Below are 3,511 nucleotides of genomic sequence, written 5' to 3'. Positions count from 1 at the left end.
TAATATGGGTGGAGCATTCACGGGCAAATGGTGTACAGGTAATACCTCAAGTGTACCAGTCGGCAAATATGCGAAACAAGCCATGACCAATCTTGGCTGGTGGGATACGCTCAAACCACGTCTCGTTGAAACCGAAGACGTACGTGCGGCGTTAAACTTTGTTAATCGTGGGGAATGTCAGCTTGGTGTCGTGTATGCAACCGATGCAGCGGTGGCAAAAAATGTACAAATTATTGGTGTGTTCCCATTGACTACGCATACACCGATTGTTTATCCAATTGCTATGGTTAAGAAAAACGCTGAGGCACAGCGCTATTACCAATTCTTACAATCCGCTCCTGCCAAAGCGATTTATAAAAAATATGGCTTTAATGGGCTGCAATAAGCAATCAAATAACTATGTTAGTGCCCAATTTGACGCCAGAAGAAATTGAAGTGATTAAGCTATCTTGCCAAGTGGCAAGTTTTAGCTTGCTGATTAACCTTATCCCTGCCATTGGCATGGGGTGGTTGCTCGCTCGTAAGGATTTTTGGGGTAAATCGTTATTTGAAACTTTGGTATTTTTACCGCTTGTATTGCCGCCAGTTGTACCAGGTTATATCTTGCTTGTGCTATTTGGCAATGAAGGCTTAATTGGCAAATACCTAACAAGAATGGGTTTTGAGCTTGCTTTTAACTGGAAAGGTGCGGTCTTGGCATCGGCAGTTATGGGTTTTCCACTCATGGTACAGTCAGTTCGTTTGGCAATTGAGTTGGTCGATGAACGCCTAGAAATAACTGCCATGACACTGGGTGCAAGCCGTTTGCGGACGTTTTTCCAAGTGACCTTACCGCTGTCAGGTGCGGGGATTGTGATCGGGGCTATTTTATCGTTTTGTCGCAGTTTGGGAGAATTTGGGGCGACCATTACTTTTGTCGGTAATATTGATGGCGAAACTCGGACACTACCGCTTGCTATTTACAGTCTACTACAACAGCCCGATAGTGATTCCCAAATTATGCGCTTGTTGGTCTTATCGGTTGGTATTGCATTTATGGCATTGTGGTTGTCGCAATGGTATGGGCGTTATAGGAAACGCAAACTGGCTTAGCTTCTCACCTTACAATAAATTCTACCTTAAACGAATATTATTATGATAAATATTACCCAACCGCTTGTTTTTGATTGTGATTTTTTACTAAGCTTGGGTAAGTTTCAGTTGTTAGCAAATCTACAATCAACCCAGCAAGTTATGGGATTGTTTGGTGTGTCCGGTTCGGGTAAAACCAGTATTTTGCACAGTATCGCGGGAATTAATACACCCAAACAGGGTAAAATCATCATCAATGGTCAGACATGGTTTGACAGCCAAAAGAAAATCAATCTATCGACTCAGCAACGACGAGTGGGTTTGGTGTTCCAAGATGCTCAAATTTTTCCCCACAAATCTGTCATGGAAAATTTATTGTTCGGCTATCGTAATATCTCACCAGAAAATCGGCGGTTTCAAATTGATGAAATTATCGACTTGTTAAAACTTGAGCATTTGACTCATCGAATGCCAACCAAGCTGTCAGGTGGTGAAAAACAGCGAGTAGCTTTGGGGCGGGCTTTGCTATATTCTCCGCAATTACTACTTCTTGATGAGCCGTTATCCGCCTTAGATAGTATTCATAAGCAAGAGATTTTGCCGTTTTTTCAACAAATCATCACTACTACGCAAATTCCTATTCTGTATGTTAGCCATGATAAAGACGAAATATCGGCACTGACTGATGAGATTTATTTTTTATAAAGAAAGGTTCGGCACAATGCGCACAGTACGGTCGTTTTATAGACATTTCACCCATTATCAATTTTAAAAATACTCGACTAATTTCCTTAGCGTGCTATTTTTTCCGTTTTCTGTGCTGACCCCTACCAGTTAGTTTATCTTTGTTGCGACTAAATTTAGACGGCAGAGGGTGTTTGATTATAGGGAGCTAACAAGTTTGTTATAAATGCAGCCATTGATAATGAGAACTGTTTGCCACCGTGTTCTATCACTTGACTAACTAGTGTGAGCTGAGAAAATTTTTCTACCAATAATGGTGAATATTGCTGCAGCGGTAAACCTAGAGCTTTAAGTTTGGCTTCATACGCTGACCAATGCTTTGCGAGAGTTTCAGCGGATGACGTCCCGTGTTTGAGCCCTGTTGGTCTGTCATTGGGAAAATAAAGCTCCCAAAACGTGCTAATTTCTTGCTCGCTCATGCCGTCAAAATCTGAGATATGGCATAAATCCAATGCCACACGTTGATCCGACCACATTACAGCCACCAACGGCAAGGCATAACTAATGGCCAAATGATAATCTATTTTTGACACAGGTTTGGGCTGGGTGATGCTTTGTAACATTAGCGGTTCAAGTCGCAGTTTGGCAGGGTGTCCTGCTTGGTGAAAAATATAGCTAATTTGGTCGTGGTCAAAAAAGTAATCGGTGAGTTCATTATCTAGAATCGCTCGTCGGCATCGGCGTTGGGTGCGGCTGATTTGCAAATCAAATAAATGAATCTGCTGATGGTTCAATGTAATAGTTTTAAGGTACATGGCGGTTTTTCCCTTCATTAATACCATTAGGCTATAAAAAGAACGATAATTTTCAATCTTAATTATTGTTTGCTTACAGATACCGCAGGTGAGCCACTCCAAATACTATCGGAGGGTAGTTCCTCGCCTTTCATCACTAAAGTCATCGGCTCGATGATAACATTATCATGAATTTGGGTGTCGTATAGCACAGTACTACGAGAGCGGACAGTGACGCCATTGCCCAGTTTAACTGTACCGATTTTCATGATACGGTCTTCAAACAGGTGTGTTTGGGGTCCTGTGTGGTTGTTGAGTTCACAGTCATCGCCCAAGGTCACGCAGTCAAACTCGGTCATGTCGGTGCTATCGAGCCATGCCCGTCTGCCGATTTTTGCCCCGAATAATCGCATTACCCAAGGCAAATACACTGTACCCCGCAGATAGTTGTTGATACTCGGGATGACGATGGCTTCATATAGGCTGGTAATGGCTTCAGATAGCCACACAAATAGTGTCCACATCGGAGCAGAACGTGGGCGGTATTTGCCGACTAACAGCCATTTGAGCAATGCCACAAACACGATACTGCCAAGTCCGTATAGCACGCCACAGCCCAATAGAGCGAGTATTGCCATGGCTGTGTCATAGTTTTTTTCAACATCTAGCACCAACTCAACAATGCTATAACCAACACCAATGATAAAAGACAACGGCAACACAATACGCAAACCTTCGATAAACGCACGGCTGATAAAGCGGGCAGTACTTGGGGCAAAGGTGAGTTTGGGGTCATAGCCTATGATAGTCTCACGGGCGGGTAGACGAATTGCTGGCGTACCGAACCAAGTTTGTCCTTGCGGGGTCTGCCCTTGTCCTGCATCACTCATAGCCTTGCCCGTATGAGCCTGTTGCATTTGTTCGTTGGTTGGCACACGAGATTGCACACCAATCAGCACGTC

General features: G+C 43.4%; 4 protein-coding genes and 1 pseudogene. 3 read left to right on the top strand and 2 right to left on the bottom strand.

What is annotated here, in order from left to right; translation table 11 throughout:
* From modA to RTR63_RS10705, 3 genes are all read left to right on the top strand, one after another.
* A partial coding sequence (gene modA / locus RTR63_RS10715) for a molybdate ABC transporter substrate-binding protein (protein ID WP_312524169.1) occupies positions 1 to 385 on the top strand: 385 nt, incomplete at its 5' end.
* A gap of 14 nt (positions 386 to 399) precedes the next feature.
* On the top strand, positions 400 to 1,092 hold the full coding sequence (modB, locus tag RTR63_RS10710) for a molybdate ABC transporter permease subunit (protein ID WP_312524167.1): 693 nt from the start codon (positions 400 to 402) through the stop codon (positions 1,090 to 1,092).
* 42 nt (positions 1,093 to 1,134) lie between these two features.
* Complete coding sequence (locus RTR63_RS10705) at positions 1,135 to 1,776, top strand: ATP-binding cassette domain-containing protein (protein ID WP_312524165.1); 642 nt, start codon at positions 1,135 to 1,137, stop codon at positions 1,774 to 1,776.
* A gap of 155 nt (positions 1,777 to 1,931) precedes the next feature.
* Here the strand turns inward: RTR63_RS10705 and RTR63_RS10700 are convergent, their stop codons facing one another.
* Complete coding sequence (locus RTR63_RS10700) at positions 1,932 to 2,570, bottom strand: holo-ACP synthase (protein ID WP_203172822.1); 639 nt, start codon at positions 2,568 to 2,570, stop codon at positions 1,932 to 1,934.
* A gap of 62 nt (positions 2,571 to 2,632) precedes the next feature.
* Positions 2,633 to 3,511: pseudogene (locus tag RTR63_RS10695) on the bottom strand (peptide synthetase); the annotation flags it as partial.

This window comes from Moraxella sp. CTOTU47724, from assembly GCF_032014955.1.
Taxonomy (GTDB): domain Bacteria; phylum Pseudomonadota; class Gammaproteobacteria; order Pseudomonadales; family Moraxellaceae; genus Faucicola; species Faucicola tetraodonis.
The sequence above is the reverse complement of the archived record's forward strand: the minus strand, read 5'-3'. Positions and strand labels throughout refer to the sequence as shown.